This is a genomic window from Nocardia sp. NBC_00508, from assembly GCF_036346875.1.
Lineage (GTDB): Bacteria > Actinomycetota > Actinomycetes > Mycobacteriales > Mycobacteriaceae > Nocardia.
The window spans coordinates 714,290-740,045 of record NZ_CP107852.1 but is presented as its reverse complement, the minus strand read 5'-3'; the positions used below and the strand labels follow the sequence as shown (position 1 = coordinate 740,045).

28 protein-coding genes are annotated in these 25,756 nt (G+C 68.5%); 12 read left to right on the top strand and 16 right to left on the bottom strand.

The window, feature by feature from the left end; translation table 11 throughout:
• Positions 1 to 73: 73 nt before the first annotated feature.
• Positions 74 to 994, bottom strand: a complete 921-nt coding sequence (locus OHA40_RS03135; protein ID WP_330231561.1) for an LLM class F420-dependent oxidoreductase — start codon at positions 992 to 994, stop codon at positions 74 to 76.
• Positions 995 to 1,239: 245 nt separating this feature from the next.
• On the opposite strand from OHA40_RS03135, the gene OHA40_RS03130 reads away from it, so the two are divergent.
• Positions 1,240 to 1,710 carry a gluconokinase gene (locus tag OHA40_RS03130; protein ID WP_330234022.1) on the top strand — a complete coding sequence of 157 codons (471 nt, stop codon included), beginning with the start codon at positions 1,240 to 1,242 and terminating at the stop codon, positions 1,708 to 1,710.
• A gap of 13 nt (positions 1,711 to 1,723) precedes the next feature.
• Here OHA40_RS03130 and OHA40_RS03125 read toward each other — a convergent pair whose 3' ends face one another.
• Positions 1,724 to 1,861 carry a hypothetical protein gene (locus OHA40_RS03125; RefSeq protein WP_330231560.1) on the bottom strand — a complete coding sequence of 46 codons (138 nt, stop codon included), beginning with the start codon at positions 1,859 to 1,861 and terminating at the stop codon, positions 1,724 to 1,726.
• A 317-nt stretch (positions 1,862 to 2,178) separates the two neighbouring features.
• Positions 2,179 to 3,024: a DUF5995 family protein gene (locus OHA40_RS03120; protein ID WP_330231559.1), complete on the bottom strand. Its 846-nt coding sequence runs from the start codon at positions 3,022 to 3,024 to the stop codon at positions 2,179 to 2,181.
• A 1-nt stretch (position 3,025) separates the two neighbouring features.
• Between OHA40_RS03120 and OHA40_RS03115 the strand changes: the two genes are divergently transcribed.
• The gene (locus OHA40_RS03115) at positions 3,026 to 3,193 is read left to right on the top strand and encodes a hypothetical protein (RefSeq protein ID WP_330231558.1); all 168 of its coding nucleotides are present in this window, start codon (positions 3,026 to 3,028) and stop codon (positions 3,191 to 3,193) included.
• A 69-nt stretch (positions 3,194 to 3,262) separates the two neighbouring features.
• Here the strand turns inward: OHA40_RS03115 and OHA40_RS03110 are convergent, their stop codons facing one another.
• Positions 3,263 to 3,649 carry a hypothetical protein gene (locus OHA40_RS03110; protein WP_330231557.1) on the bottom strand — a complete coding sequence of 129 codons (387 nt, stop codon included), beginning with the start codon at positions 3,647 to 3,649 and terminating at the stop codon, positions 3,263 to 3,265.
• 167 nt (positions 3,650 to 3,816) lie between these two features.
• Entirely contained in the window at positions 3,817 to 4,596 is a 780-nt protein-coding gene (locus OHA40_RS03105; protein WP_330231556.1) for a M50 family metallopeptidase, read from the bottom strand.
• A gap of 138 nt (positions 4,597 to 4,734) precedes the next feature.
• On the opposite strand from OHA40_RS03105, the gene OHA40_RS03100 reads away from it, so the two are divergent.
• Entirely contained in the window at positions 4,735 to 4,971 is a 237-nt protein-coding gene (locus OHA40_RS03100; protein WP_330231555.1) for a hypothetical protein, read from the top strand.
• Positions 4,972 to 4,989: 18 nt separating this feature from the next.
• On the opposite strand, the gene OHA40_RS03095 is transcribed toward OHA40_RS03100, so the two are convergent.
• The 4 genes from OHA40_RS03095 to OHA40_RS03080 all read right to left on the bottom strand — a co-directional run bounded on the left by OHA40_RS03095 (position 4,990) and on the right by OHA40_RS03080 (position 9,261).
• Positions 4,990 to 6,684, bottom strand: coding sequence for a serine/threonine protein kinase (locus OHA40_RS03095; protein ID WP_330231554.1), 1,695 nt, complete (start codon positions 6,682 to 6,684; stop codon positions 4,990 to 4,992).
• A gap of 92 nt (positions 6,685 to 6,776) precedes the next feature.
• Positions 6,777 to 7,667 carry a bile acid:sodium symporter family protein gene (locus tag OHA40_RS03090; RefSeq protein WP_330231553.1) on the bottom strand — a complete coding sequence of 297 codons (891 nt, stop codon included), beginning with the start codon at positions 7,665 to 7,667 and terminating at the stop codon, positions 6,777 to 6,779.
• Positions 7,668 to 7,755: 88 nt separating this feature from the next.
• Positions 7,756 to 8,808, bottom strand: a complete 1,053-nt coding sequence (locus OHA40_RS03085; RefSeq protein ID WP_330231552.1) for a Gfo/Idh/MocA family protein — start codon at positions 8,806 to 8,808, stop codon at positions 7,756 to 7,758.
• Between the two features lie 87 nt (positions 8,809 to 8,895).
• Positions 8,896 to 9,261 carry a winged helix-turn-helix transcriptional regulator gene (locus tag OHA40_RS03080; protein WP_330231551.1) on the bottom strand — a complete coding sequence of 122 codons (366 nt, stop codon included), beginning with the start codon at positions 9,259 to 9,261 and terminating at the stop codon, positions 8,896 to 8,898.
• A 105-nt stretch (positions 9,262 to 9,366) separates the two neighbouring features.
• On the opposite strand from OHA40_RS03080, the gene OHA40_RS03075 reads away from it, so the two are divergent.
• Complete coding sequence (locus OHA40_RS03075; protein ID WP_330231550.1) at positions 9,367 to 9,948, top strand: carboxymuconolactone decarboxylase family protein; 582 nt, start codon at positions 9,367 to 9,369, stop codon at positions 9,946 to 9,948.
• A 22-nt stretch (positions 9,949 to 9,970) separates the two neighbouring features.
• Here OHA40_RS03075 and OHA40_RS03070 read toward each other — a convergent pair whose 3' ends face one another.
• Positions 9,971 to 10,645, bottom strand: coding sequence for a response regulator transcription factor (locus tag OHA40_RS03070; RefSeq protein WP_330231549.1), 675 nt, complete (start codon positions 10,643 to 10,645; stop codon positions 9,971 to 9,973).
• Entirely contained in the window at positions 10,627 to 12,315 is a 1,689-nt protein-coding gene (locus OHA40_RS03065) for a sensor histidine kinase (RefSeq protein WP_330231548.1), read from the bottom strand. Before OHA40_RS03065 ends, OHA40_RS03070 begins: the two co-directional genes overlap by 19 nt.
• Before the next feature lie 421 nt (positions 12,316 to 12,736).
• Here OHA40_RS03065 and OHA40_RS03060 point away from each other — a divergent pair, with 421 nt between their 5' ends.
• From OHA40_RS03060 to OHA40_RS03040, 6 genes are all read left to right on the top strand, one after another.
• A complete protein-coding gene (locus OHA40_RS03060) occupies positions 12,737 to 13,543 on the top strand; it encodes an ABC transporter ATP-binding protein (protein ID WP_330231547.1) in 807 nt (268 codons plus the stop codon).
• On the top strand, positions 13,533 to 14,420 hold the full coding sequence (locus OHA40_RS03055; RefSeq protein ID WP_330231546.1) for an ABC transporter permease: 888 nt from the start codon (positions 13,533 to 13,535) through the stop codon (positions 14,418 to 14,420). Before OHA40_RS03060 ends, OHA40_RS03055 begins: the two co-directional genes overlap by 11 nt.
• A gap of 2 nt (positions 14,421 to 14,422) precedes the next feature.
• Positions 14,423 to 15,472: an ABC transporter substrate-binding protein gene (locus OHA40_RS03050; protein ID WP_330231545.1), complete on the top strand. Its 1,050-nt coding sequence runs from the start codon at positions 14,423 to 14,425 to the stop codon at positions 15,470 to 15,472.
• Between the two features lie 121 nt (positions 15,473 to 15,593).
• Entirely contained in the window at positions 15,594 to 15,842 is a 249-nt protein-coding gene (locus tag OHA40_RS34640; protein WP_442944022.1) for a hypothetical protein, read from the top strand.
• 314 nt (positions 15,843 to 16,156) lie between these two features.
• Positions 16,157 to 17,101 carry a GlxA family transcriptional regulator gene (locus tag OHA40_RS03045; protein WP_330231544.1) on the top strand — a complete coding sequence of 315 codons (945 nt, stop codon included), beginning with the start codon at positions 16,157 to 16,159 and terminating at the stop codon, positions 17,099 to 17,101.
• A 28-nt stretch (positions 17,102 to 17,129) separates the two neighbouring features.
• Positions 17,130 to 17,864 (top strand): HD domain-containing protein, encoded by a 735-nt coding sequence (locus OHA40_RS03040; RefSeq protein ID WP_330231543.1) that lies wholly within the window; start codon positions 17,130 to 17,132, stop codon positions 17,862 to 17,864.
• Here the strand turns inward: OHA40_RS03040 and OHA40_RS03035 are convergent.
• Complete coding sequence (locus OHA40_RS03035; RefSeq protein WP_330231542.1) at positions 17,861 to 18,613, bottom strand: siderophore-interacting protein; 753 nt, start codon at positions 18,611 to 18,613, stop codon at positions 17,861 to 17,863. The two genes, OHA40_RS03040 and OHA40_RS03035, sit on opposite strands and share 4 nt — an antisense overlap.
• Before the next feature lie 113 nt (positions 18,614 to 18,726).
• Between OHA40_RS03035 and OHA40_RS03030 the strand changes: the two genes are divergently transcribed.
• Positions 18,727 to 19,554 (top strand): NADPH-dependent oxidoreductase, encoded by an 828-nt coding sequence (locus tag OHA40_RS03030; RefSeq protein WP_330231541.1) that lies wholly within the window; start codon positions 18,727 to 18,729, stop codon positions 19,552 to 19,554.
• 1 nt (position 19,555) lies between these two features.
• On the opposite strand, the gene OHA40_RS03025 is transcribed toward OHA40_RS03030, so the two are convergent.
• On the bottom strand, positions 19,556 to 20,578 hold the full coding sequence (locus OHA40_RS03025; RefSeq protein ID WP_330231540.1) for an LLM class flavin-dependent oxidoreductase: 1,023 nt from the start codon (positions 20,576 to 20,578) through the stop codon (positions 19,556 to 19,558).
• Between the two features lie 67 nt (positions 20,579 to 20,645).
• Positions 20,646 to 21,833, bottom strand: coding sequence for a serine hydrolase domain-containing protein (locus OHA40_RS03020; RefSeq protein WP_330231539.1), 1,188 nt, complete (start codon positions 21,831 to 21,833; stop codon positions 20,646 to 20,648).
• Between the two features lie 207 nt (positions 21,834 to 22,040).
• Between OHA40_RS03020 and OHA40_RS03015 the strand changes: the two genes are divergently transcribed.
• Positions 22,041 to 23,474 carry an amino acid permease gene (locus OHA40_RS03015; RefSeq protein ID WP_330231538.1) on the top strand — a complete coding sequence of 478 codons (1,434 nt, stop codon included), beginning with the start codon at positions 22,041 to 22,043 and terminating at the stop codon, positions 23,472 to 23,474.
• A 15-nt stretch (positions 23,475 to 23,489) separates the two neighbouring features.
• On the opposite strand, the gene OHA40_RS03010 is transcribed toward OHA40_RS03015, so the two are convergent.
• Positions 23,490 to 23,855 (bottom strand): DUF4345 family protein, encoded by a 366-nt coding sequence (locus tag OHA40_RS03010; protein ID WP_330231537.1) that lies wholly within the window; start codon positions 23,853 to 23,855, stop codon positions 23,490 to 23,492.
• A gap of 262 nt (positions 23,856 to 24,117) precedes the next feature.
• Positions 24,118 to 25,605, bottom strand: coding sequence for an MDR family MFS transporter (locus OHA40_RS03005; protein WP_330231536.1), 1,488 nt, complete (start codon positions 25,603 to 25,605; stop codon positions 24,118 to 24,120).
• Between the last annotated feature and the right edge of the window lie 151 nt (positions 25,606 to 25,756).

Sequence of the window (25,756 nt, the reverse complement as noted above, 5' to 3'; positions counted from 1 at the left end):
AGCGCGACGGCGTCGGGTCTGTCGCGGGACGAACGACGGCGATCCGGATGTTGCCGTCGCCACCGTGCACAGCTCAGAGCTGCGACTGCACCTGGGTCGAGATCAGCTCGAGATGATCGAGATCGGCCAGATCGAGAACCTGGAGGTAGATACGGCCGGTTCCGATCTCGGCGTATCGGCCGATCTTGTCCACCACCTCGGCGGGTGAACCGGTCAGGCCGTTGGTCTTCAGTTCGTCCACGCCGCGTCCTATTGCCGCGGCTCGACGCGCCACGTCGGCGTCGGTCGCGCCGACGCACACCACCAGGGCGTTGGAGTAGACCAGATCGTCGGCCTTGCGGCCGTGTGCCTCGGCGGCGGCGCGAACCCGGTCGAACTGGCGCGTACTGTCCTCGATCGAGGAGAACGGCATGTTGAACTCGCTCGCGTATCGTGCGGCCAGCCGCGGGGTGCGGGTCGCGCCCTGGCCGCCGATCAGCAGCGGTATCGGGTCTTGCACCGGCTTGGGCAGGGCGGGAGAGTCGGCGAGCTGATAGTGCTCGCCGTCGTAGCTGAAGGTGTCGCCGGGTTTGGTGGCCCAGAGCCCGGTGATGATCGCCAGCTGTTCTTCCAGCCGGGCGAACTTGTCGGCTGGGAACGGGATGCCGTACGCGGCATGCTCTTCGGCGAACCAGCCGCTGCCGATGCCGAGCTCCACCCGGCCGCCGGACATCTGGTCCACCTGCGCGACTTGGATGGCCAGCGGGCCGGGCAGCCGGAACGTGGCCGCGGTGACCAAGGTGCCCAGCCGAATCCGCTCGGTCTCCCTGGCCAGCCCGGCGAGGGTGATCCAGGCGTCGGTGGGGCCGGGCAGACCGTCGGCGTCGCCCATGCTCAGGTAGTGGTCGGAGCGGAAGAACGCGTCGAAGCCCAAGTCCTCGGTAGCCTTGGCGACGGTGAGCAGCGTGTCATAGCTGGCGCCCTGCTGCGGCTCGGTGAAGATGCGTAGTTCCATACCGCATGACACTAGACGCCGGGCCTTCCGGCCATTTCCCGCGCTCATGAGTTGCGGAGGGCGGATGTCGACGGCGCGTAGCTTCGTGCGATGAACGCCGCGCGGCTACCCGTCCGGCCGGTATGGTGCTCGCGTTGCGTCGTTGTATGCTCCGCCAGGCTGTTGCCGAGGACAAAGTCGAGGTACGGGATATCGCACCGCGCAGGACGGAGGTTCCAGTGCACGATGTACCGGTGATCGTCGTCATGGGCGTGTCGGGTTCGGGGAAGACGACAGTGGGCACCCGCCTGGCTGACGCATTGGGCGTCGAATACACCGAGGGCGACGACTTCCATCCACCCGCGAATATCGCGAAGATGGCGGCGGGGACGCCCCTGGATGACGCCGACCGCTCCCCTTGGCTGGACGCCCTGGCCGCCGTGATGGCCGAGCGGTCCGGCCGCGGCGCTGTCGTCACCTGTTCCGCTCTCAAACGGGCCTACCGCGATCGGCTGCGCGCGGCTGTGCCCGATGCCTTCTTCCTGCAACTGGACGTACCGCGCGATGAACTCGTGCGACGCGTCACCCACCGGCGCGGGCACTTTCTGCCGCCCAGCCTGCTCGATTCCCAGCTCGCCACGCTGGAGCCGCTGGACGCCGACGAGAAGGGCAGCACCGTCGATGCGACCCGCCCGCCCCAGGAGTTGGTCGGCGAGGTTGTGGCGACTTTTCGGTAGGCCGATGGGCGCCTCAGTGCGGTTGGTGGGCCGGGCGGTGCAGGGCTGAATTCTTGTGGTGGCTGATGATGTCACCGAGCCGGAACACCTCGCTCGGGTCGGGCAGCAGGTGTCGTTTGGCGAAAACGCCGACGCGAGCGATCCCACGCACGGCGACCGTGAAAACTCGTGGGGGCGAGGCGATTCGAAGCGTCGAGACAACATGATCTTCACACAGCGCGACGGCCGGCCAGTGGCGGGAGCACCCGGGCTGACCGGTCGTAGAACAGGGCGAAGACGACCGCGTTGTGCAGGAAGGTATGCGTCGGCATCGGCCAGTTGCGCGCGACCGAGGAATGCCAGTTGCTGTGGGGAATGAATGCGACGCGCTTCCGGGAACGCGGCGCTGGGCCGCGAGATCGGGATACGAGCGCAGGCTGATGCCGCCCCTCGGTATCGCGGCCGGGGAGGCGGTTATCAGGACACCGGCTAGAGACCGCCGAGGCGCGACAGCGTGTCGAAGGCGAAGTCCAGGGCGCGCCAGAGGACGTCGATTTCGACGGTCGCGGCGGGCGCAAGGGCCGGGTCCCGCAAGGCCAGCCCGTTGCCGAAGATGACGACATTGGCGCCCGCGTCGGCGAAACGGAGCAGTGGACCGGTCGCGACGCCTCGGCCGAGCAGCAGGTCCAAGCCCTCGCCCACGAAGTAGAAACGCCACAGTGGTCCGAGATCGGCGCCGTAGACCGCCTTGGTCGACGCGACGATCAGCGCGCCCTGTTGGGCGATCGCATCGACGATGCGGAAGTAGTCGGGAGCATTGGCGGAGGTACTGCCGACCGCCGCGACGGAGTAAGCCAGATCGACGGTGAGGTGCGCGTTGTATCCGGCCATCGCTACGCGGGCGGGGGACAGCTCGCAGCGGCGGGCCAGATCGAAGTAGTGCGTCCACTGTGGATCGGTAGGTGCGCCGGTGAATTCGGCATGCACATTGCGCAGGAAACGCGACAGCAGCTCGAGGCTGATCCGGTGCGCCCACTCCTGGTCGGCGAAGGATGCGGGATCGCGCTGCAACGGCAGCACGGCGGCGTGTTCGACCGCGTCGAGCCCGAGCGCGAACAGTCCGCGCCGGTCACGATGGCGGACCAGGATTTCGGTGATCCGCTGATGATCGGCGATCGCCTGTTCCAGTCGCCGCAGCGACGAACCGGTCAACGTCGCGGGGTCGGAGAGCGTTGCGATTTCTGCGGTTTCGGCGGCCGTCAACGGGGTGCCGCAGGCCGCATGGATCGGTGCGGCAGAGGCGGTGGCGCCGGGAGCACCCGTGAGGAAAAGCATCGTGACGAGCGTGATCATCGAAAAGGACTGGTGCAGAATCGCTGTGCGCGCACGGGTGTACATCGTCGCTCCGGATGTCGGGAGAACTGGCATCGGGACGCCCGAAGCGGCGTTGCTCGGCGATGCGCCGCCGCAGCGGGCGGCGGCACAGGGCGGGCTTCGAGCCTAACCGAGCCGGCCGGGCCGCGCTGCGCGGCGAGCGCGGCGTCGAGACCGGGGGTATCGAGGAATTAGTCGCCTACGGGGCGTAGAACGTAGCGAACCCGGGAGTGTGGATGCCGCCCGGATTGAGTACGACGAGAACTTGCCCGACGCCGGTGCGCAGTGTTGCCTCGGGAGGTAATCCATGCAGCCCGTTGGACATTTGCGCGGTTCCGGTCGCACCGGTAGAGAGGTTGATCCATTGCACCGGCGCGGACACCGAGCAGCCCCAACGTCCGGGGTTTGCTCCGGTGACGACGACGATGCCGGACTGTTCGCCGACTACGGCAACGCAGCGAGCTGATCCGACAAGATCGAAGCTCCCGTTCGGATTCCCGAGCGGAGCCGCGTTGATCTGGAACGGAATCGTGGTGGCTGCGGCAGCTGTCCCAGCTGTCGACAACCCCGGGACGGCGAACGCCATCGCGCAAATGACAAGTCTACGAACGAACTTCATGAGCGAAATCTCCTGTCGAGCTGACCGGACGCGAATCTTCCTTTACAGCAAGCGAGTACCCACCACCCACCGTCTCCAGCCGAGCGGTTGATACGACGCCCTCGGTGCGGAACAGTCGTGCTGTCGAACACCGATCAGGAGCCGGACGACACGTTCGGCAGGCTGAGTTCGGCGATGTCGGAGATCAGGAGTCCCGCGCCGAGCAGTAGTGAGCCCACCGCGATCGCGCCGAACACGAATACCCACAGCAGGCCGGGCAGGCGGGTGAGCCGTGCGAGTTGATCGGCGTCCGACTCGACCTCGTGATTCCGGGAACGCTGCTGGCGGGAGCGGCCGCGTTGCAGCTCGGCCACCGGACGCGCCCCGGCGAACAGCAGGAACCACGCGCCCAGGTACGCGAAACCTGCCTGCAAGGTGTCGGTGCCGAACCAGGACACCACGAAGACCAACCCGCCGAGACCGATCACGGTGATGCCACCGTAGATGTTCCTGATCTTGATCAGCAGTGCGGCGAGCAGCGCGATGGCGGTCCAGAGCATCAGTGTGATCCGGCTCGCGCCGAGTAGGGCGGCGAATCCGAGACCGAGCAGCGGCGGCGCCGGGTAGCCCGCCATCGTGGTGAGGATCATCCCGAGGCCGTACGGCTTTCCGCTCGACACGGTCAGGCCCGAGGTGTCCGAATGCAACCGGATGCTGTTGAGCTTCCGGCCGGTCAGCAGCGCGACCACGGCATGCCCGCCTTCGTGCGCGATGGTGACGATGTTCCGGGTCAACCGCCAGATCGGCGTGTAGCCCACCAACATGAGCGCCGCCACCGCGGCCGCAACCACCAGCCACCACGGCGGTTGCGCTTGCGTAGTCGTCAGACGATCGGCGATGGAAGCACCGCGCTCGACAAATTCCGCTCTATCCACCGCCGCACCTTAACCGCCTGCGGGCAACCGCGCTCGGGGCAAGGCTCCCGGTCGCGGCACGCGCGCGGGGTATAGTTGGCCGGCCCGGGCGTCCATGTGCCCTGGCTCGTACTACGGGGATTGCATGGGAGGGGATCAATGAAGCGAATCGCAATCGCCGCTGCTTTCGGGTTGGCGGTAGCGGCAAACTCGTTCGGCTTCGGCGGGCAGGAGGTCGCTACTGCTTCTGCAGAGTCAGCGGCGGAGTACTGCGCGTCACCGGTCGACATCAATACGCCTGAGTACGTGAACTTCTGCTGCGAGCTCTACAACACGGGGCGGCTGGAGCGGATTCCCGTGATCGTGAACCGGTGGGACGCGCGCTGCCGCCCATGACGGTGACGGCGCGTCCGATCAGCCGGTTCGGTTGAGGATCCCGGCCATATCGCCCGCCACGCCCTGAGTTCGGTACGACATCGTTCCGTCCGGTCGCAATTCCAATCGGGAGGTCGCTCCGTCGTCGTTGCAGCCGCCGTTGTCCTCGGTGAGTTTGGCGGTCAGTGTCACGCTGCCTGCGGTCGCGGACGTGAGTGTCTCCGCCCGGCCGCACTTCAAGCCGACGATTCGGCCGGTATTGCTCGATTCGCCGACCTGCTCGCCGACCTTTCCCGGAGTGAGCCGCACTATGATGTCGTAGCTACCCAGCAGGTCTTTGGCTACACCCTGCCACTCGCCGACCAGTGCGTTCGGCACGGTAGCGACCGTGTCGCTTCCGGTCGTGGAAGTGGAACCGTGTGCGTCCTGGGCCCGCAGCTGGGCGCCGATCACGAATGCCGCCGCCGCGACCACAACGGCGACCACGAGCGCGCTCCCGATCAGCACGGCGCGGCGGCGTGGGGTGGACGCCGCTGCGGTGGGTGGATGGAAATGAGGCGAATCAGATTGCGCGGGTGGGTAAGTCGTCTGCCCAAAGGAATGGCGGGCGAAAGCTGGAGAGGGGTGTGGGCCTGGCTGCCGCTTTTGTGTCGGCACCGAGCCCTCGGCGTGGCCGCCATGCGCGTACTGCCGCTGTGGTGGTGGCGTCGGGTGGGCCACGGTGTCGGCGGTGCGCGCCGGATCCGGTGGACCGGGGGCAGGGAGCTCCGGGCGGTCTACTAGACCAGGTGTTGGAAACTCCGGTCTGTCGATCGGAGCGAGCGCCGTGGGCTCCAGCCGGTCGATCGTGCCGGAGTCCAGGTCGAGCAGCTCGATCGCACGCCTGCTGACTTCCTCGAGCGCCGGGCCCGGCAGCCAGCCGCCGCGATCGGGGATGCCGAGGGCGGTCAGCTGCGTGAGCAGCTGGTCCAGGGTCGGGCGCGCGGCGGCGTCTTTGGTCAGGCAGGCCGCCACCAGCGGACGCAGCCGTTCCGGCACGTCGTCGAGCTGGGGCTGCTCGTACACCACCCGCCACAGCATCTGCATCGTCTCGCCGACGCCGAACGGCCCGTGGCCGGTCGCCGCGAACACGAGCACGCCGCCCAGCGCGAAAATATCCGCGGCCGGGCCGATCGGATCGCCGGTCACCTGCTCCGGGCACATGAATCCCGGTGAGCCGATGAGCTTTCCGGTCGTGGTGAGCTTGCTGTCGTCGATGGCGCGGGCGATGCCGAAATCGATCACCTTGGGACCGTCGAGGGCCAGCAGGACATTCGACGGTTTCAGGTCGCGATGCACCACGCCCGCCCGATGCACCGCCACCAGCGCCTCGACCAGCCCGTGCGCCAGGACGAGCAGCGAGTTCTCGGTGAACGGGCCGTACCGGTCGACCGCGTCGGCCAGCGCGAACCCGGCCACATAGCCGGTGGCCAGCCATGGGGGGTCGGCGTCGACATCGGCGTCGAGCACCGGCGCGGTGAACCGTCCGCCGACCCGCCGCGCCGCGGTGACCTCGCGCCGGAAGCGCTCGCGGAATTCGGCGTCGATCATGTCCGGGCGGATGACCTTGACCGCGACGGTGCGCCCGCCCGCGTTCCGCCCCAGGTAGACCCTGCCCATGCCGCCCGCGCCCAGCACGCCGAGCAGCCGATAGTCCCCGATCCGCGCCGGATCGCTCGCACCGAGCGGTTGCATCGCGCTGCTGGCTCCCTTCGAATGGCGTCGACCATCCGAAAGGCTAGGCTACTCATCGGGCCGGCCGGTGTCCGGATCGCCCGTTGTCGCCGCTAACTCGCCATGCTCGGCACCGGCGTGCCCCGGTCCCGTCGCGCCCGCCTGGCCAGCAGATACGCCGCGAGGGCTGCGGGGATGTTCATCAGCACGCCGTACACCGCGCCGGGCACGGCCATGGCGTCCTGGTGCAGAACCGACGCGGCGACGGCGATCGCGATCGCCCCGTTGTGGATGCCGATCTCCATGGACGAGGCGATCGCCTGGTCGGTGTCCACCCGGAACAACCGGGGCACGAAGTAGCCGACGGTCAGGCTGATCACCGCGAACGACAGGCAGATCGAGGCCAGCGTGCCGATGTTCTCGGTGAGCGTCTCGAAGTTCTTGCCGACCGCCGCGGCGACCACCAGCGCGAGCACCACGATGGACAGGATCTTGACCGTGCCGCGCATCCGCTGCGACCACGCCGGGAACCGCCGGTGCACCAGCATGCCGATCGCGACCGGCACCAGCACGATGGCGAACACCTGCGCGAACTTGTCCGGCCGCAGTCCCAGCGACCCGTCGCCGTCCAGGAACAACGTGTAGGCCAGCGCGACCACCACCGGCATGGTGAACACCGCGAGCACCGAATTGATCGCCGTCAGCGTGATGTTCAGCGCGACGTTGCCGCCGGCGATGTGGCTGAACAGATTGGCCGACGGCCCACCCGGCGACGCCGCGAGCAGCATCATGCCGACGGCCAGCGCGCCGTCGAGGCCGAACAGGTAGATCATGCCCAGGCACAGCGCGGGCAGCACCGCCATCTGGCAGACCAGCGCGATCAGCGCCGCCTTCGGAAACCGCAGCACGCGGGCGAAATCGTCCACGGCCAAGGTCAATCCGAGCCCGAACATCACCAAGGCCAGGGCCAGCGGCAGGAACACCGCGAAAACCGTTGAACCCATTCGGATCTCCTCTCCGCCCAACCGGCCCCATCCGGGCCGACCTCGGGGATCGACGTTATCGAGTCGCGGCGGAGGTGGCCAGCCCTGGTCAGGCGGTGACGGTCACACCTGCGGCAGCCGACTCCCGAGCCTTCGCCAGCAGGCGGACCGTGGCGACGGCATCGCGCGGATCGACGGGAACGGGCGCGCCGTCGAGTACTGCCGCCGCCATCGCGGAATAGAACGCAGGGTAGTCGCCCGGCGCTGTCGGTAGCGGCGCGAAGTCCGGTTCGGCGCCCAGGACACCCCAGCGCTCGGGTTCGACAGTGCCCCATGGCAAACCGTCGTCGGGTCGGCGACCGGACCGCAGCGCGTCCTCCTGCGGGTCGAGCCCATAGGTGAGGTAACCGGCTTCGGAGCCGAGTACCCGGAAACGCGGGCCGAGGTGCGGGGCAACGGCATTCATCCACAGATGGGACCGGACGCCGCTGGTGTGGGTGAGGGCGACGAACGCGTCGTCGTCGGTGGTGATCGCTTCGCGCCGCCGGTCGAGCTCGCAGTACACCGAGCGCACCGGGCCGAGCAGCGTCACGGCCTGGTCCACCAGATGGCTGCCGAGGTCGATGAGAATGCCCGCGCCCTCCTCGTCGGAGCCGATCTCCCGCCAGCCGCCTTTCGGCACCGGGCGCCAGCGCTCGAACCGCGACTCGAAACGGCGCACCACGCCCAGCTTTCCGGTCCGCACGAGGTCGCGCACGGTCCGGAAGTCACCGTCCCAGCGCCGGTTCTGGAAGACCGACAGCGCGAGCCCCGCCCGCTCCGCTCGCTCGACGAGGTCTTCGGCGTCGGTCACCGAGACCGCGAACGGTTTGTCCACCACCACCGGCAACCCGGCGTCGAGCGCCTGGCCGGCCAGTGGCGCGTGCGTGCGGTTGGGCGTCGCGATCACGACCAGATCGATTCCAGTCGGCGCGGCGAACAGCTCTTCTGCGTGCGAGAACACGCGCACCCCAGGATGCTCGTGGCGCGCCTGCTCGGCCCGTTCCGCCGACGAGGTGACTACCGCCGCCACTCGCATCCGAGGTTCGGCGGCGATCAGCGGAGCGTGGAACACGGACCCAGCCAAGCCATAGCCCACAATGGCGACCTCGAGCATGCTCATGCCGTCACGCTACCGTCGCCGGAGGACGAAGCCGCCCTGGGCGCGAGAGCCCGCCGGATGCGGACGGGTTCTCAGGCGGAAGCCGGCTCAGCTCGGTTCGTCACCGGCTTCGTCGCTCCAGCGCTGCACCCATCCCTGGAGCGGGGCGAGCGCGGCGACGAGCTCCATGCCGTCGCCGCTGAGGTGATACCCGTCCGCTCCCGCGACCACGATTCGCACATCCCGCAATTCGCGCAGCCGATCGTTTAGCACGCTGGCCGAGACGCCATCGCACCGTGCCTGCAACTCGCGAAAGGTGGCCGCGCGCCCGTCCCGCAGTTCCCACAGCACCCGTAGCGTCCACCGTCTGCCGAGCAGATCCAGCAGCACCATGATCGGGCGCCCCGAGCGCGATCCGCGCACGGGGGAGCCGACAGCAGGCACCTTGCCCGCTTCGGATTCCGAAGCTACCATCGCCACCATCCTTGCTCTGATTTTCGAAGCACAGGATACCGGCGCTCACACGGCGCGTTGTGTGCGCCTCCATCAACTCTTTCATCCGACACGAGAGGATTGACCATGACAGCGAAGCAACCCGGCCCGCGCATCGCGCCACTGAATCCGCCGTACCCACCGGACATCGAGGCACAGCTGCTCAAATGGATGCCGCCCGGCGCTGCGGTGGAGCCGCTGGCGCTGTTCCGCACCCTCGCGATCCACGAGGAACTCTTCGGCCGGATGCGTCCGCTCGGCGCGGGCATCCTCGGTCACGGTCGCGTCCCGCCGCGCGACCGTGAGATCGTCATCCACCGCATCTGCGCCAGGGCGGGCGCGGAGTACGAGTGGGGTGTGCACGCCGTCGTCCAGGCGCCCGAGGTGGGTTTGACCGCCGAGCAGACCGACGCCGCGGCGATCGGAACCGCCGACGATCCGGCGTGGTCGCCGCAGGACACCGTGCTCGTGCGCCTCGCCGACGAACTGCACGACACCGCGGACATCTCCGATGACCTCTGGCCGGAACTCACCGCCCGCTACCGCGACGATCAGATCCTCGAACTCGTCACCATCGCGGGCTGGTACCGACTGCTCAGCTCCGTGCTCAACGTCGCGCGCACGCCACACGAGCCGTGGGCGCGGCGATTCCCCGTCCGCACCGCCTGAACGAGGACGTCGCGCCGTTCGTTCAGCGCTGGGGCGCCGCCGAGTACTCCTGCTCCGGCCGTCCGGTGCTGCCATAGCGCAGGCGCATATGCACGGCGCCGCTCGAGACCAGGGCGGCGAGATAGCGTTGCGCGGTGGCGCGGGAGACGCCGATGGCGGTGGCCACCTCGCCGGCGGACAGCGGGACACCCGCATCCCGAATAGATTGCAGAACAAGGTCTTTCGTGGGGGACGCCGCCGCCGCGGTCGGCGCGGTCGTGGTGGCGACGGGACGCAGCGCATGCAGCGCTGCCGACACCCGGGTGTTGTCGATCTGTGGGGTGGCGAGGATGCGCCGGTAGCGGGCGTATGCGGCCAGGCGCGCGGCAAGTTCGGTGTGCGGAAACGGCTTGATCAGGTAGGCCAGCGCTCCGGCCGCGATCGCGGCCCGCGCGGCGTCGCTCTCCGTGGACGCGGTGAGAATCATGGCGTCGCAGTGGATCTCGCGGACGAAATCGATGCCGGAGCCATCCGGAAGGTAGACGTCCACCAGTGCGAGATCGACCGGTTCCGCCGCGACGAGTTCCCGCGCGGCGGCGAGGGTGTTGGCGGTGCCCGCCACAGTGAAGCCCGCGATGGACTCGACGATTCCGGCGTGCAGGTTGGCGACCCGGAAATCGTCGTCGACGACCAGGACGGTCAGAGCTGTTGCGGCCATGGCACCTCGCTCTCGACGAGCACTCCGGGTATGCGGGCGATGAATTCGGCGCCGGTGAGTGGCGGCTGTCCGCCACCGGGGCTGGACAGGCGCACGTCGCCGCCGTGGGCGCGGGCGATCTGCCGGATCAGGGCCAGGCCCACTCCGCGCCCGCCGGGGACGCCGTGGTCCTCGCGGGTCGAGATCCCCTCGGTGAACAGTGTGTCGACCAGATCCGGGGCCACTCCGTCGCCGCTGTCCGCGACGGTGATGTGCAAGGTCGAATCCTCTTGCACCAGTTCGACTTCCACCTGCCGCACCGGGCGGTCACGATCGCGAACGGCCTCCATCGCATTGTCCAGCAGGTTGCCGAGCACGGTGGTCACGTCCACCGGATCGGCGAGGCTGCCCTCCACCCAGGTGTTGGGTCCGAGCACCAGTTCGACGCCGTTCTCCCTGGCGTGCGCCGCCTTGGCGGCCAGGAACGCCTGGAGGTACGCGTCGTGGATGGCGTCGATTCCCGGGGTCGCCGCACCGAGCGGACCCGCGCCGATCAGCTCGTCGATCGATCGCGACGCCTCCTCGACGCGTCCGCTGTGCAACAGGCCGCTGATCAGGTGCATCTTGTTGGAGAACTCGTGGCGCTGGGCGCGCAGCACCGTGCTCATCGACTGCACCGCGTCCAGCTGCCTGGTCAGCGACTCCACGTCGGTGCGGTCGCGCACGGTGAGCACCGCGCCCAGGTCGCGCCCGTCGCGGCTGACCCGCCGCGCCGAGATGATGACGATGTGCGAGCCGACCGTCGCGGAAGCGGGTTGTTCGTCCAGGTTGCGGAACGCCTCCAGCACCCGAGGGGTCAGCCCGATCTCCTCCACCGGACGTCCGAGGTCGGGTGCGATGCCCAGCAGCCTGCGCGCCTCGTCGTTGACGAAGGTCGTGCGCCACGACGCGTCGACGGCGAGCACGCCGCCCCCGATACCGTGCAGCACCGCGGCTTGACCGCGAACCAGTTCGGCGAGCTCGTCGGGCTCCAATCCGAGGGTCAGGCCGCGCCACCGCCGGGCGAGCAAAATCGAGCCCACGATGCCGACCAGCAGCGCCGCGCCGACGAGCACACCCGCGGTGCGCAGATCGTCCAGAAGCTGATCGTGCACCGCGTCCGTGGAGATGCCGACGCTCACCGCGCCGACGACGTTGCCCGAATCGGGTGCCAGGACCGGGACTTTCGCGCGGACCGAGTCGCCGAGGGTGCCCCGTTCCTCGGTGATCGATTCGCGGCCCGCGAGTGCCTCGGACGGGTCGGTGCTGACGTGTTCGGCGAGTCGGCTGGGATCGGGGTGCGCGAGCCGGATGCCCGCGTCGTCGGTGATCACCACGAACAACGCCGCATTGCGCTGCGTCGCATCCACCGCGAGCCGCTCCAGGGGACCCGAGGTGAGTTCCTCGCGTACCGCGGGGTCGTCGGCAACCGCGCCGGGCGCGTACCGGGCCACCTCCGCGCGCACCACCGGGTCGGCGGCGACGGTTCGCGCAATGGCGAGCGCGCGCTGCCCATAGGTGTCGCGCAGCCGCTGATCGCTGAGGTAGCCGAACACCGCGAACGCGACACCGAGCGTCAAGGCGACGACCACGATCTGCGACAGCAGAACCTGGGTCCGCAACCGCACGGCCCGCGCGCCCTCAGTGGCCATAGGCGCAGCATAGGCGGCTGTCTCGCCTTCGCTCGACCCGGCGCGGTCTATCGACGGACTTCGTCCGACTGCGTTCTTTCTGCGGCTGTCTCTGCCTTCGCTCGACCCGGCGCAGTGTATCGACGGACTTCGTCCGACTGCGTTCTTTCTGCGGCTGTCTCTGCTTTCGCTCGACCCGGCGCGGTCTATGGACGGACTTCGTCCGGCTGCGTTCTTTCTGCGGCTGTCTCTGCTTTCGCTCGACCCGGCGCGGTCTATGGACGGACTTCGTCCGGCTGCGCCCGTTCGACCACCACAGCGCATGAGCAGAATGCGCAGAACCTGCGAATCCCGTGTTTGTGGCGGTTGTGCGCACAAGCTCTGTGGTGTGACGCGGGACACGTACGGTCGCCCTATCTCGATCTCGCAGGAGTAGGAAGCAATGACGCAATCACTCATTCAGCTGCGGAGCGCGACCAAGCGCTTCCCCGGCACCGGCGGTGGCATTCATACCGCCGTGCGGAATTTGAACCTCGAGGTGCGGCCCGGCGAATTCGTCGCCGTCGTCGGCCCGACCGGGTGCGGTAAGTCCACCACGCTCTCGCTGGTGTCCGGGCTGGAACCCGCCTCGGCCGGGCGGACGCTGGTGCGCGGCAAGGACGTGCACGGCATCCCGGACGGCATCGGCTACATGTTCCAGCAGGACGCGGTGCTGCCGTGGAAGAGCGTGCTGGACAACGTCGCGCTCGGTCCGCGCCTGCGCGGCGCGTCGAAAGCCGAGGCGCGCGAGAAGGCGTCGGCGTGGGTGCGCACGGTCGGCCTGGCCGGGTTCGAGCGCTACTACCCGCACCAGCTGTCCGGCGGCATGCGCAAGCGCGTCGCGCTGGCGCAGACGCTGGTCAACGAGCCGGAGATCCTGCTGATGGACGAGCCGTTCAGCGCGCTGGACGTGCAGACCCGCCAGCTCATGCAGGACGAGCTGCTGCGGGTCTGGGCGGGCACCAATGCGGCGGTCATCTTCGTCACCCACGATCTGGAGGAGGCGATCGTGCTCGCCGACCGGGTGGTCGTCATGACCGCGAGCCCGGCCACCGTCTGCGGAGACTTCACCGTGGGGCTGGAGCGGCCGCGCAGCGTGGAGGACGTGCGGCTGACCGCCGAATTCCGTGACATCTACAAGGAAATCTGGGAAACGCTGCGCGACCAGGTCGAGGCAGCCCGGGCGAAGGGAGCCTCCCGTGTCGCATGACGTGCTGGTCGAGGACGCCGTCCCAACGCCGGTGGTGGAGAACGAGACCGAAGAGCAGATCCTGGCCAGGGTACGGACCAACGCCCGCCGCGCTCGCCTGCGCACCTGGGGGCTGCGCGCCGCGCTGGTCGCCGTGTGGCTCGGCGCGTGGGAGATCACCGCGACGGTGTGGATCGACCCGTTCTTCTACTCCAAGCCGTCGCTGATCTGGGCCCGGCTGGTCGAATGGTTCACCGAGGGCACCCAGTTCGGCTCGATCTGGTTGCAGATCTACACCACCGTGCAGGAGGCCGTGCTCGGCTTCGCGATCGGCACGGTCGCCGGTGTGGTGCTCGGCGTGCTGCTCGGGCGCAGCCGGTACTGGGCCGAGGTGCTCGCGCCGTTCATCAAGGCGCTCAACGCGGTTCCGCGCATCGTGCTCGCGTCGCTGTTCATCATCTGGTTCGGCCTCGGGCTGAGCTCGAAGGTGGCGACGGTGGTGGTGCTGGTGTTCTTCGCGGTGTTCTTCAACGCGTTCACCGGCGCGCGCGAGGTGGACGGCAACGTGATCAACAACGCCCGCATCCTCGGCGCGAGCCGCAGGCAGGTGCTGGTGACGATCGTGCTGCCGAGCGCGACCACCTGGATTCTGTCCAGCCTGCATACCGCCTTCGGCTTCGCATTGATCGGCGCGGTGGTCGGCGAATACGCCGGTGCGAGTAAGGGTTTGGGCCTGCTGATCAGCAACTCGCAGGGCACCTTCGACTCGGCGGGCATCTACGCGGGCATGATCATCATCACCGTGATCGCGCTGATCGCGGAGTGGGGGATCGGCATGGCGGAGAACCGGTTGCTGAAATGGCGTCCGTCCCAGGCGAACTCGAACCACGGGATCTGATCATGAAACATCGCAAGCATTGGGCGCTCGTCGTCGTCGCGATCGCGGCACTGCTGCTGACCACCGGATGCCGCGACTCCCGCAGCATCCCGATGGCCGATGGCCGCCCGCAGATCACCATCATGGTGGGCGGGCTGGAGAAGGTGATCTACCTGCCCGCCATGCTCACCCAGCAGCTGGGCTTCTTCAAGAGCAACGACATCGACGTGAAGCTGCTCGGTGAACAGTCCGGCGCCACCGCGGAAACCGCGCTGCTCACCGGCGACGTGCAGGGCGTGGTCGGGTTCTACGACCACACCATCGACCTGCAGGCCAAAGACCAGTGCATCCGCTCGGTAGTGCAGATGTCGGACGTGCCGGGCGAGGCCGAACTGGTGTCGAAGTCCGATACCGGCATCACGTCGGTGGCCGACCTGCGCGGCAAGAAGCTGGGCGTGACGTCCCTCGGATCCTCGACCGACTTCCTCACCCAGGCGCTCACCGGCCAGGAGGGCATGACCACGGCCGACTATACCCGGGTGAAAGTCGGTGCCGGACAGACGTTCATCGCGGGCATGAACCACGACGGCATCGACGCGGGCATGACCACCGACCCGACCGTGGCGCAGATGGTGAACTCCGGCGACGCGCGGATCCTGGTCGACATGCGCACCGAGGCGGGGACGAGGGCCGCCCTGGGCGGGTTGTATCCGGCGACGTCGCTGTACATGAGCTGCGCGACCGTCGACGCCCACCCGGAGATCGTGCAGAAGCTCGCCACCGCGTTCGTGCAGACACTCCAATGGATCAAGACACACACTCCGGAGGAGATCGCGGCGAAGATGCCCCCGCAGTACGCCAGCGCGGGCAAGGACCTCTACGTCCAGTCGATCCGCGACTCGATCGGCATGTTCAACGGCGACGGCTTGATGAAACCCGAAGGCGCGCAGAACGTTCTGGACATCCTCGGCAAGTACTCGAAGAACGTGCGCCCGGTGCGCGATCGCATCGACCTGTCCGAAACCTACACCACGCAGTTCGTGCAGGAGGCGTTGCGCGCACCGAAGCAGTAGCGCGTCGTCCTGGAAGTTCGACCAGCCGCCCGAGGGCCGTACGCTCTCGGGCGGCGCGGCACTGTCTGCCCAGGAACTGAGCACGCGCAGACCCAACTGATGCGTTAGCGGGCGGTGACGAATCCCGATTCGTAGGCCACGATCACGGCTTGGGTTCGGTCGCGCACCCCGAGTTTCGCCAGTACCCCTGCTCTTCATCTATGGTGACAACGACCCGGCCCGCGCCGAACCCTTCCACCCCGGCGCAGACGGCCACGTCTACCTCGCCCCTGATGCCAACCACCTCGCCCGCATCGCTGACCTCACACCGGCAGATCGCGCCACAGCTACCGCCACACTCGAGCGCTGGGCAGCGCAACCGCGCGGATGAGGCTTTCGGGAAGCAGCGTAGAGAAGAACTGGAACCCTGATTGCGCGGTCGAGGTCGAGTCGGTCGATGATCCCGACGGTAACGTGCCACGCCTGCCGCATTGACAGCTCTGGGCCTGGGACCGAACCGAATTCGCTGAATGCGACCGGCTCTTTCGTGCCACCGGAAGCCTCAGGGCCTGGGTGGCGCCGCCGACGCTGGCGATGTTCCGCGTGTCGCCGCCGCTATTGGTGTGACTGGATGGCATCCGGCATGTCCGGATCTGTGGGGACCGCGTCCTTGCGGACTTGATCCGGTGCCTCGAGACTGGGCTCATGGAGGCAAGTGATGACGTCCTGGTCGCGGTGTCGGACGGTGTGCTGATGCTGGACGTCGCCGGGCCGGTGCAGGTGTTGCACTGGGCCGGACACCGGGTCCGGTTCGCCTCGCCGGATGGGGCGCCGGTGCGTACCGACGTGGGCGTGCCGCTGGGGGTCGACGGTGCGCTCGGCGACTTCGGCGGACCGATCGAAACCCTGCTGGTGCCGGGACACGCGCCGGAGGATCGGGTTCCGGATGCCCTGGTGGACGCGGTGCGCGCGATCGGCGGCAGGGCTCGTCGGGTGGCGTCGGTGTGTACCGGGGCGTTGGTGCTCGCCGAAGCGGGACTGCTCGACGGTCGGCGCGCCACCACGCATTGGCTGGCGTGTGCCGAACTGGCTCAGCGGTTTCCGCGCGTCCAAGTCGACGCCGACGCCATCTATGTGCGAGACGGGCCGATCATCACGTCCGCGGGTGTCACCGCGGGTATCGACATGGCGCTGGCGCTCGTCGAGGAGCAGCACGGCGCCGAATTGGCGCGCAGCCTGGCCAAGCACCTGGTTGTGTTCCTGCACCGGCCCGGCGGGCAGTCGCAGTTCAGCGTGCGCACCACCATCCCGACTCCGCGCACCGAGGGGCTGCGCCAAGTGGTGGATTCGGTGGTCGCCGATCTATCCGGAGACCACAGCCTGGCGGCGATGGCCGCCCGCGCCGCGCTGAGCGAACGCCACCTGAGCAGGCTGTTCCGCCGGGAGATCGGCATGACGCCGGGGCACTACGTCAAGCAGGTCCGGCTCGAGGCCGCGCAGGCACTGCTCGAATCCGGCGACGAGCCGATGGCGGTGATCGCACGCCGCAGCGGGTTCGGCTCCGAAGAGACGATGCGCCGCACTTTCGTCGAATTGCTCGGCATCTCGCCGAGCGACTACCGCAGGCGCTTTCGCGCGCCCGCGCACTGATCCACCACCACTCACCAGGGAGTCGACCATGTCGATATCACGCCGTGCCGCTATGGGCGCGGGCGTTGCCGCAGGCGCCTACGCGATGGTTGCGAAACCAGCTATGGCACAGCCACTTTCGTTGAACTTCCCGCCGACTGCACTGGCGGGCAAGGCGAATGAGCTGATCGCCGCCCACCTGATGGCGGCGCTGCGCAATCACAGCGTGCGCAGCTTCTTTTTCGGACGCGCCATCGCCGAGCAGCAGGGCATGCGACCGGGCGTCGACTACGACGAGGAAACCATGTATCTCATCTGCGCGCTGCACGATGTCGGGTTGTCCGACATCGCAGGCGGCGATCAGAGATTCGAGCTCGACGGCGCCGACTACGCGGCGCGCTTTCTCGAGGACAACGGGGTCACCGATGGCAGGGTGGACACGATCTGGGACGCGATCGCCGCGCACACCGCGGGATTCACCGATTCGCCGGTATGGCGCCGTCGCCGACCGCCGGAAACGTGGATCGCGGTGGAGGGCATCGGTCTCGATATCGGGGGTGCGCCGACCGACCTGCCACCCGGATTCGCCGACCTGGTGCACGCCGCGTATCCGCGGCTGGGCGGTAGCCGCGCGCTCGCCGACCTGGTCGAGGCCCAAGCCTTGGCGAATCCGCGCAAGGCCCCGCCCGCGAGCTTGGCCGGTGAGCTCCTGCGCCAGCGCCACCCCGAACTCCCGTACCTGACCTGGGAAGCGATCCTGGCGTCCAGCGAATGGGGTGACTAACGTGCCGCCTCGGCCGCGGTGAGTTCGGCCTTCCACTCGCGGAAGCCCTCCTCGGTGCGCCCGCGGCGCCAGTAGCCGGAGATCGATGCCGCCCACTCGGCGGATACGCCGCGCTCCTTGCGCACGTAACGGCGCAGGTCGTGCATCACCGCCTTGGCCTCGCCATGGATGAACACCTGGACCTGTCCCGGCGCCCACGGGGCCTGGCGAACCGTCTCGGCGAGCAGGTCCCCCGGCGGGCGGGCGCCGCGGTGCAGCCAGGTCAGCTCGATGCCGTCCGGCTTCTTCAGCGGCAGCTCGTCGTCCGGACCGGCGACTTCGACGAACACGAGTCCGGTCGCGTCTCCCGGCATCGCCTCGAGCGCGGCGGCGATGGCGGGCAGGGCCGCCTCGTCACCGGCCAGCAGGTGCCAGTCGGCGTCCGGGCGGGGCGAGTAGGCGCCGCCGGGACCGAACAGGTCGATGGTTTCGCCGGGCGCAACCGCGGCCGCCCACGGTCCCGCGATTCCCTCCGGGCCGTGGAAGACGAAATCCACTGCGATCTCCCCGGCGACCGGGTCCACCGAGCGGACGGTGTAGGTGCGCAACACGTCGATCCCGTCGCGCGGGAAGATGAACTTCACATACGAGTCGGTGCACTCGCTGGGCTGGAATGCGCTGAAGCCGGGGCCGCCGAGATGAACCCGGATGAGATGCGGGGTCAGCCACTCGGTGCGTTGCACGGTGAGGGTGGTGCGGGGGCGGGCCAAGTGAACCTCCGATAAGTCAATAATTAGGATTGCCTTACTTACCCTACCTGTGTTCGGTTCAGCCCGCGTACAACCGCTGACGGCGCGTCCGCGCGGGAGTGAGGATGATGAGCATGACGCAGTTCGTGCCGACACCGACCCATACCGTGCAGCAGCGCTACCGCGACTCCGACCCGGTCGAGCCGCCGCAGTGGAACCACGTCTTGCAGGTGCTGCACGAGCATCGTTCGGTGCGCCGCTATCTGCCCGACCCGGTCCCTGACGCCACGTTGCGCCTGTTGATCTCCGCTGCGCAGTCGGCGCCGACCTCGTCGAATCTGCAGGTGTGGAGCGTCATCGCGGTGCGCGATCCGCAGCGCAAGGCGCGCCTCGCCGCGCTCGCGGGGGACCAGGGCCACATCGTGCAGGCGCCGGTGCTCCTGGTATGGACGGCCGATTTCGCGCGACTGCGCCAGCTCGCCGACGACCGCGGCGCGCCGCTGGAAGGCGCCGACTATCTCGAGTCCAGCTATGTCGGATTCATCGATGCCGCGCTGGCGGCGCAGAACGCCGTCGTCGCAGCGGAATCGCTCGGACTCGGCACCGTCTACATCGGCGCGCTGCGCAACAAGCCGGAACAGGTCGCGGCCGAACTGGCCTTGCCGCCGCAGGTGTTCGCGGTCTTCGGCCTGGTGGTCGGCCACCCCGATCCCACCGAGGACGCGCGGGTGAAGCCCCGCCTGCCGCAGGCGGCTGTCCTGCACCGGGAGACCTACGATCTGGACGCGCAGCGCGCGCATGTGGCCGAATACGAGGGCCGGATCGCGGAATTCTATGCCGAGCAACAACTCTCGCATTCCTGGACCGAGCGCGTACTGGCCAGGCTCGCCTCGGCGACCAGCCTCAACGGCAGGCACCGGCTGCGCGAATCGCTGGCCAACCACGGCTTCCGGCTGCACTGACTCACCGGCTCCCGGCGGCGTCTGCCGTTGCTCGAGCGGCGACCTTTTCTTTGAGCAGCTCGAACGAGCGCACGCGGTCGTCGATGTCGTAGACCAGCGTGTTGATCATCAGCTCGTCGGGATCGGTGCGCCGCAGCAGGTCGGCGAGCTGACCGCGCACCGTCTCCGGCGAGCCCTGCAGCTGCCCGGCCCGGCGCTGCTGGATGAACGCGCGTTCGTGCTCCGAGGGCCGGAACGCGGCCGCCTCCTCCGGCGTCGCGAGTGCCTGCGGCTTGCCGCGGATCAGACTCAGGAAGGCCAGGTCGCGGGGTCCGGCGAGGGTTTCGGCGCGCTCGTCGGTGTCGGAGCAGATGGCCGAGAGGGCGACCATCGCGTACGGGCGTTCCAGCTGCGCCGAGGGCCGGAAGTGCTCGCGGTACAGCGCCAGCGCGGGCTCGGTGTTGTCCGGGCTGATGTGGTGGGCGAAGGCGAACGGCAGGCCGAGCATCGCGGCGACCTGCGCGCTGTAGCCGCTGGAGCCGAGCAGCCAGATCTCCGGTTCCTCACCCCGGCCCGGGGTGGCGGCGATGCCTTGGGGATCGGCGCCGCGGAAGTAGCCCAGCAACGCGGCGAGTTCCTGCGGGAACGACTCCGCCGACAGTCCGTTCTCGGTCCGCCGCAGCGCACGGGCGGTCGCCTGGTCGGTCCCCGGCGCGCGTCCGATACCCAGGTCGACCCGTCCGGGATGCAGCGCGTGCAGGGTGCCGAATTGCTCGGCGACCACCAGCGGAGCGTGGTTGGGCAGCATCACCCCGCCGGAACCCACCCGAATGGTCGCGGTGACGGCCGCCAGATGGGCCAGCAGCACGCTCGGCGCCGAGCTGGCGATGCCCGGCATGTTGTGGTGTTCGGCGACCCAGAACCGGTGATAGCCCAAAGCCTCGGTGCGCCTGGCCAATTCGGTGGTCGCGTCGAGCCCCTCGCCGACGGTGCGGCCGGACTGCACCGGCGCGAGATCCAGTACGGACATCGGGACGTCGATCATGGGTCTCCTCCAGAGTGCGGATCCCCAGTCCCAACGCCCCGCGTGCCCGGTGTATTTCGAGGCCGCGTCAACCGCGCGCGATCGTGCGGAACACCTCGACCGTCTCCTGCTCGTCCTGGCTGGTCCCGTGGTCGCTGAGCTTGACGATGACCGTGCCGCTCGGCGGGTCGACGTAGACGTACTGGCCGTAGACCCCGACGGCGGTCAGGTCCGCGCCGTCCCCGCCGGTCGGGTGCCACCACTGCGCGCCATAACGCCAATCGCCGACCTGGTGCGGGGCCGGAGTGCGGATGCGCTCGATCCACGCGGGCGGCACGATCTGCGCTTCGCCCGCACGTCCGCCGTCCAGCACCAGCTGGCCGATCTTGGCGAAATCGCGGGCCGTGGCATTCAGGCAGCAGAACCCCTTCTCCTGTCCGCCCGCGCGGTCGAGGTTCCACAACGCGTCGTCCTGTGCGCCGATCGGACCCCAGATATCGCGCCGCAACACCTCGCCCAGCGGCATCCCCTCGACCTTCGCCAGCGCCATGCCGAGCAGCTGGGTGTCCACACTGCGGTACTGGCCCGCCGTTCCGGGGTCGAATCGCAGGCCGCGGTGCTCGCGGACGAATCCGTCGAGGTCTTCGGTGAGATACATGCGGGCGGTGCCGGTCAGCGGCATGTACTTGTTGTAGTTCTCGTCGACGTCGACGCCGGAGGCCATGTCCAGCAGGTCGCGGATGGTGACGCGGTCGTAGGCGCCGCCGGTCGCCAGCCGGGGGAGTATGTCCACCAGCCGATCGTCTTCGCGGAGCTTTCCCGCGTCGATGGCGCGGCCGGTGAGCAGCGACACGATGGATTTCACCACCGACCACGAGGACTGGCGTGTGGTCGCCGTGACGCCGTCGCGGTACCACTCGTGGGTCAGGGCCCCGCCGCGCAGGACGAGGAACGAATTGGTGTGTGTGGTGCCCAGGAACTCGGCGACCGAGACGTGCCTGCCTTTCCACGGGACCCGGTCCGGCAGCGGTCGCGCCGCGACGGGTAGCGGACGTGGCGTGGCGGAGGCGGCCACCATCCGGCTCTCGAACAGCGCGCCCTGGGTGGAGGGCGGGTCCACCATGAGGTTCAGCAATGTCGGCGGCGCCGGGATGCGCAGGAGCGCCGTCGTCGCGAACGCCGCGCCGATGAGGACGGCGACGACCGCGATCAGGGCGATGACGGTGCGGAGGGCGTAGCGGCGCGGGTGCGACGGCCGTATTGCGTTTTCAGTCATGACAGATGCTCATCAGTATCGAACCGATGATGGCATGCGAGAGGTCCGATCCGGTAGCCATCGGCCGCCCGGCGTCACGGTGTTGCGTCGCGGGGCGGTAGCGTGGCGGGCTGATTCATGCCGAACTTGCGATGCTTCGAGGTCGTGTTCGACGCATCCACCGACCACCGCGTCGGCGCGTCGACGCCCAGCGAGGGAAGGAACGCGATGACAACTTCCGACCGTCACCTTCAGGACGCGCGACCGCTGGACCCGGCGGACAGCGGCGACTCGGAAGGCTACGCACGGGGCCTGAACCCACGCACCATCCAGATGATCGCCATCGGCGGCGCGATCGGCACCGGCCTGTTCTACGGTGCGGGCGGTGCGATCGAGCAGGCCGGCCCCGCTCTCATCTTGGCCTACCTGGTCGCGGGCCTGGCCATCTTCGTGATCATGCGAGCGCTGGGCGAGCTGCTGACCTATCGGCCGACCTCGGGCAGCTTCGCCGAGTACGCGCACGAGTTCCTCGGCCGCTTCGCCGGTTTCGTGACCGGCTGGTCGTACTGGGCGGTGTGGGTGGCCACGTGCATGGCCGAGATCACCGTGGCGGGCAAGTATGTCGAGTACTGGTTCGACATCGCACCGTGGAGCACCGCGCTGGTCGTGCTCGCGGTGATGTTCGCCGCCAACCTGATCTCGGTGCGGCTGTTCGGCGAGGGTGAGTTCTGGTTCTCCACCATCAAGGTCACCGCGATCGTCGGCATGATCCTGCTCGGCATCGGTGTGCTGCTGTTCGGGTTCGGGCACGCGTCGAACCCGACCGTCACCAATCTTTGGGCCGACGGCGGCGTGTTCCCCAACGGCATCGGCCAGTCGCTGCTGGTGCTGCAGATCGTGCTGTTCGCCTATGTCGGTGTCGAACTGGTCGGCGTCACCGCAGGGGAAGCGCGTGAGCCGCGCAAGACTCTGCGTAAAGCGATCAACACGTTGCCGTTCCGGATCGGTTTGTTCTATGTCGGTGCGCTCGTGGTGATCATGGCGGTGTCCAGCTGGCGCCAGTTCCAGGCGGGCAAGAGCCCGTTCGTGGAGGTGTTCGAGCAGATCGGCATTCCCGGCGCGGCCGGTATCGTCAATTTCGTGTTGCTCACCGCGGCGCTGTCGTCGTGCAACTCCGGCATCTACTCGACCGGCCGCATGCTGCGCACCCTGGCACTGCACGGAGAGGCGCCCGCCGGGTTGAGCAAACTGAGCGCGAACGCGGTGCCCTACCTCGGCATCACCGCCTCGGCAGCGGCGATGGTGCTCGGCGTGATCGTCAACATCATCTCCCCGGACAAGGCGTTCGCCTACATCACCTCGGTGTCGACGATCGGCATCATCTTCGTTTGGGGCGTCATCCTGGTATGCCATCTGCTCTACCGCGCCAAGGTCGCCCGCGGTGAGCTGCCCGCGAGCGATTACCGGCTGCCCGCCGCGCCGTACACCACGCTGCTGGCGCTGGCCTTCCTCGGATTGGTGGTCGTGCTGCTGCTGTTCACCGACAGCGGCCGCACCGCTATCGTCGTCGGCGGCGTGTGGGCAGCGCTGGTGTCGGGCGGCTACCTGGTGCTCAACAGGCTCGGCAAGCCCGGCGCGACAACCGAATCCGTGGTGCGCTAGATCTCGGAACCCCCGCTACGCCGCGAGGAACAGCGCGGTGGCGCCGATCGCCTCCACACCGCAGTAGAACCAGTTGGGGTAGAAAGCCGTTCGTTCGTCGAGCAGGGCAGACAAGATCCGGCCCACGGCCATGCCCGCCAGGGCGGCGCCGACGGCCACCATGATCCCCGAGCGCAGTGAACCGAGGTCCAACGCGGCCACGGCGAGCACGACCGCCATCGCCACGCCGAAGCCGCCGTAGACGGCGCGCACTTCATAGCGTGCGGGTGGTTCGGTGAGCTGGATGCCGAACGGCCGGATCAGCGCGGCGGGCGCACCGAGCGCGTAGCCGCCCATGCCCAGAAAGAACACCCCGATGATCGCGCAAACGGCCAGCGCCACTGTTTCCTCCAAGTCCCGGTTCGGTCAGGAAGCCCAGCATGCGCCGTCCTGGGTGCCGCAGCTTCTGTAAACCTGCTATCGCCCCCGGGCAGCCGTGCCATCTGGATGCGGCCTGCCGCCGGAGGTCGAGGCCGAGCCCATGGCGGCGCAGACACCAGCCTGTCACGACCCCGCCGCAGCTCGCCAGACGCAAGCGCCGTCGCCGAGCCCACGCCGATGCACCACACGCCGGAGGACGCGGGCCGCACGACGGCCCGATCGCCTACGCGGCACCCGGTCGCATTTTTACGGTCTGACCAGGCCGAGTCGCTTCGCCTGGCCACCGGCGACCCGGTGGTCGGGTGCCGGCCGAGTCCCGGCTCGGCATCATGGCCGACGCGACGACCATGACCACGGCCATCACCGCGATCGTGACGAAAACCAGATGCACCGCCGCGGCGAGCGTGCCGGGCAGCGGGTGATCGGTGTGTCCGATTCGGGAGTTCACGATCGCCCCGAACACCGCGACACCCACCGCACTGCCGATCGAGCGGGCGAACATATTGGCCGAGGTGACCACGCCACGTTCGGACCATTCGGCACTGGTCTGCGCCGCGATCAGGGTAGGCGTGGCGACCAGGCCCATGCCGATGCCGATGACGAAACAGGATGCGGCGACCTGCCACAGCGTCGAGTCCTGCGTGATCAGGAGCGTGCTGGCGGCCCCGAGCGCGGCCAGTCCGCTGCCGATCAGGGCGCTCGTGCGAAAGCCCAACCGCAGGTATACCTTTCCGGCCTGGGAGGCGGCCAGCGGCCAGCCCAGGGTGAGCGCGCCCACCGTGAGCCCCGCGACGAGCGCGCCGGTGCCGAGCACGCCCTGGGTGAAAGTCGGGACGTAGGAGGTCAAGCCGAGCAGGATGGCTCCGATCAGCACCGACACCAGGCTGCTCGCGATCACCACGCGGCGGGTGAACACCCACAGCGGCAGAATCGGATTCTCCGCCCTCCGCTCCACCAGCCCGAACAGCACGAGCACGACCGCGCCGCCGCCGAAAATCCCGATGCTGACGGGGGAGGACCACGCCCACGCCTGACCGCCCTCGAGCAGTCCCAGGATCAGCGCACCGGCGCCGAGGGTGAGCAGGGCCGCGCCGAGGTAGTCGACGCGCTGCCTGCGCCGCGGCGCGCTCTCGGTGAAGCTGCGCACCAGCATCCAGCCGGCGAGCGCGGCGAGCGGAAGGTTGATCAGGAAGATCCAGCGCCAGCCGGCATATTCGGCGAACAGGCCGCCGAGCAGCGGACCCGCCACGCTCGACATGGCCCACACGCTGGCCAGGTAGCCCTGCACCCTGGCGCGCTCGGACAACGTATACAGGTCACCGGCGATGGTCATCGTCATCGGCTGGATCGCCCCGGCGCCGATCCCCTGCACCGCGCGGAAAACGATCAACGCGAGCATGCTGGTCGCCACTCCACACAGCAGCGAACCCAGCGCGAATATCGCGATGCCGAACAGGATCACCGGTTTGCGACCGACGGTGTCGGCGAGCTTGCCGTAGATCGGCACCGTCACCGCCTGCGCCAGCAGATAGATCGAGAACAGCCAGGGAAACTGCGCGAAGCCGCCGAGATTGTCGGTGATGGTCAGTACCGCTGTGGCGATGACGGTCGAATCGAGCGCGACCAGCCCGGTCGCCAGCATCAGCGAACCGAGAATCGCGCCCCGTTCCGAGCGCAGCCCGATGGGCGCCGTCATGGTCTCGGTCGCCACCCGCGGCCCCTCTCGTTCGCTTACCTAATCATCTCGAACGACGGTATCCGCTCCTCGGTTATTCCCGCATGGAATTTTCTCGTGGTCGCGACCGGAAGAAGGCGGGCTGCTCACCGAGGCGGCGTTTCGGTGAGCAGCCCGGTCGGCGCAC

Excerpts from the sequence above, each read along its gene's own strand:
- OHA40_RS03135 (WP_330231561.1), bottom strand. The coding sequence starts at position 994 with ATGGAACTACGCATCTTCACCGAGCCGCAGCAGGGCGCCAGCTATGAC.
- OHA40_RS03130 (WP_330234022.1), top strand. The coding sequence starts at position 1,240 with ATGGGCGTGTCGGGTTCGGGGAAGACGACAGTGGGCACCCGCCTGGCT.
- OHA40_RS03120 (WP_330231559.1), bottom strand. The coding sequence starts at position 3,024 with ATGCTTTTCCTCACGGGTGCTCCCGGCGCCACCGCCTCTGCCGCACCG.
- OHA40_RS03110 (WP_330231557.1), bottom strand. The coding sequence starts at position 3,649 with ATGGCGTTCGCCGTCCCGGGGTTGTCGACAGCTGGGACAGCTGCCGCA.
- OHA40_RS03100 (WP_330231555.1), top strand. The coding sequence starts at position 4,735 with ATGAAGCGAATCGCAATCGCCGCTGCTTTCGGGTTGGCGGTAGCGGCA.
- OHA40_RS03095 (WP_330231554.1), bottom strand. The coding sequence starts at position 6,684 with ATGCAACCGCTCGGTGCGAGCGATCCGGCGCGGATCGGGGACTATCGG.
- OHA40_RS03090 (WP_330231553.1), bottom strand. The coding sequence starts at position 7,667 with ATGGGTTCAACGGTTTTCGCGGTGTTCCTGCCGCTGGCCCTGGCCTTG.
- OHA40_RS03085 (WP_330231552.1), bottom strand. The coding sequence starts at position 8,808 with ATGAGCATGCTCGAGGTCGCCATTGTGGGCTATGGCTTGGCTGGGTCC.
- OHA40_RS03080 (WP_330231551.1), bottom strand. The coding sequence starts at position 9,261 with ATGGTAGCTTCGGAATCCGAAGCGGGCAAGGTGCCTGCTGTCGGCTCC.
- OHA40_RS03075 (WP_330231550.1), top strand. The coding sequence starts at position 9,367 with ATGACAGCGAAGCAACCCGGCCCGCGCATCGCGCCACTGAATCCGCCG.
- OHA40_RS03070 (WP_330231549.1), bottom strand. The coding sequence starts at position 10,645 with ATGGCCGCAACAGCTCTGACCGTCCTGGTCGTCGACGACGATTTCCGG.
- OHA40_RS03065 (WP_330231548.1), bottom strand. The coding sequence starts at position 12,315 with ATGGCCACTGAGGGCGCGCGGGCCGTGCGGTTGCGGACCCAGGTTCTG.
- OHA40_RS03060 (WP_330231547.1), top strand. The coding sequence starts at position 12,737 with ATGACGCAATCACTCATTCAGCTGCGGAGCGCGACCAAGCGCTTCCCC.
- OHA40_RS03050 (WP_330231545.1), top strand. The coding sequence starts at position 14,423 with ATGAAACATCGCAAGCATTGGGCGCTCGTCGTCGTCGCGATCGCGGCA.
- OHA40_RS03045 (WP_330231544.1), top strand. The coding sequence starts at position 16,157 with ATGGAGGCAAGTGATGACGTCCTGGTCGCGGTGTCGGACGGTGTGCTG.
- OHA40_RS03040 (WP_330231543.1), top strand. The coding sequence starts at position 17,130 with ATGTCGATATCACGCCGTGCCGCTATGGGCGCGGGCGTTGCCGCAGGC.
- OHA40_RS03030 (WP_330231541.1), top strand. The coding sequence starts at position 18,727 with ATGACGCAGTTCGTGCCGACACCGACCCATACCGTGCAGCAGCGCTAC.
- OHA40_RS03025 (WP_330231540.1), bottom strand. The coding sequence starts at position 20,578 with ATGATCGACGTCCCGATGTCCGTACTGGATCTCGCGCCGGTGCAGTCC.
- OHA40_RS03020 (WP_330231539.1), bottom strand. The coding sequence starts at position 21,833 with ATGACTGAAAACGCAATACGGCCGTCGCACCCGCGCCGCTACGCCCTC.
- OHA40_RS03015 (WP_330231538.1), top strand. The coding sequence starts at position 22,041 with ATGACAACTTCCGACCGTCACCTTCAGGACGCGCGACCGCTGGACCCG.